Below are 1,826 nucleotides of genomic sequence, written 5' to 3'. Positions count from 1 at the left end.
CCTGTCTGATGATTGAGAAGGTCCCAATCGTCAGCCAGGTCGGTCAGATCGCATAATGCGCGCCGCTATGGGCGGCTCACTCCATCAGCCAAATGCGCCAGTGCCGCGGAGCGGCTTCGTCCATGGGTGCGAAGCAGACTTCTCAGTTACCCGAACCGGATGTTGATGGCCAAAGCGGAGGCCTTTGGGCATGGCTCAAACCGGCTTACGACGTGATGTCGTAGGCGCGCTCTCCGTGGGCCGCGATGTCGAGGCCGTTGAACTCGGTCTCGGCGTCGACCCGGATCGGGGTAACGAAGCCTGCAAGCTTGGCCAGAATCCAGGTGCCGACAACCGTGAAGATACCGACGATCAGAAGCGCGCCAAGCTGGGCGGTCCATGTCCCCGCGCCGAATACAGCGATCATCACAGTGCCGAAGATGCCGCCGACTCCGTGGACCGCAAAGACATCAAGCGTATCGTCGATGCGGATCTTGTTGCGGATGAGCGCCACCGCCTCCTGACAAAGGACACCCGCGACAGCGCCGATCACCAGCGCCTCCACCGGGCCGACAAAGCCACTGGCAGGCGTGATCGAGGCGAGGCCGGCGATGGTGCCCGTCACAAGACCGACAAGCGAGGCGCGGCCGAACTTGATCCGTTCCCAAAGCGCCCAGGTCAGCGAGGCGGTCGCGGCGGAAAGATGCGTGACCGTGATCGCCATCGCAGCACTGCCATCGGCGGCCAGTTGCGAGCCACCATTGAAGCCGAACCAGCCGACCCAGAGCAGGCCTGCGCCGATGGCGACGAAACCGGGATTGTGCGGCGGGGTGGTGCGGTTCTTGCGCGGACCGACCATCACCGCCAGCACCAATGCGGCAAGCCCCGCCGTTTCATGCACGACGATGCCGCCCGCGAAGTCCCTGGTGCCGACCGCGCCGAAGATGCCGCCATCGGCCAGAAAGCCGCCGCCCCAGATCCAGTGGGCGACGGGCGCGTAAATGAGAAGCATCCAGAGCGCCGAGAACAGCAGGACGAACCCAAAGCCCACGCGTTCGGCAAAAGCACCAAGGAAGAGGGCAGGGGTGATGATCGCGAAAGTCATCTGGAAGGAAAAGAACAGAACCTCGGGCAGGGTGCCCTTGACTGTCGTCGCGTCGACACCGGCAAGAAAGGCACGGCTTAGGCCGCCCCAATAGGGGCCCTCACCGCCAAAGGCGATGGAATAGCCAGCAACCAGCCAAAGCACGCTCATCAGGCAGGCAATCGCAAAACACTGCATGAAGACCGAAAGCACGTTCCGCGCCCGCACGAGCCCGCCATAGAAGAGTGCAAGCCCCGGCAGGGTCATCAGAAGGACGAGGCCCGTGGCCACGATGATCCAGGCAGTATCGGCGCCATTCATGGGGAAGGGTCCTTTCGCGTATTTCGTTACGCGGCAAAGAACGCGAACCGGATGCCAAGAAAAGCGGCAGGGCGCTGGCGGCTGCCGGAAAGAGCGGCAATTTCATAACCGCCCAATATCCGGGCGGTCTTGCGTGGCGTATTGCTAAAATTTGATCGCTTTTCGGATCAGGTTCCGAGGGAGATGATCAGAAGGTCGAGCGCGTGGTCGACCGTTGCCCGGCGCACTTCGTCACGGCCGATGGCTCCGAATTCAACCGTCTCGGCTCTTGTCCCCACGCCATCTACCGCGAGGCCGAAACAGACCCGGCCCTCGGGCTTGTGCTCTGACCCGCCCGGCCCGGCAATCCCCGTCACCGCAACAGCGAGTGTGGCATCCGACCGGGCCAGCGCACCATCGGCCATCTCGCGCGCCACCGCTTCACTGACCGCGCCGTGGGTGG

Annotated in this window: 2 protein-coding genes; both read right to left on the bottom strand. The window is 63.5% G+C overall.

Translation table 11 applies throughout. The features are described from left to right. Positions 1 to 205 precede the first annotated feature (205 nt). Positions 206 to 1,384, bottom strand: a complete 1,179-nt coding sequence (locus tag WBB85_RS01480; protein ID WP_432636852.1) for an ammonium transporter — start codon at positions 1,382 to 1,384, stop codon at positions 206 to 208. Positions 1,385 to 1,551: 167 nt separating this feature from the next. Next, positions 1,552 to 1,826 (bottom strand): CinA family protein (locus WBB85_RS01475; protein ID WP_432636851.1); only part of this gene is annotated, 275 nt, incomplete at its 5' end.

The organism is Albidovulum sp. (assembly GCF_049646345.1).
Lineage (GTDB): Bacteria > Pseudomonadota > Alphaproteobacteria > Rhodobacterales > Rhodobacteraceae > Albidovulum.
This window is presented reverse-complemented; position numbering and strand designations above follow the sequence as displayed.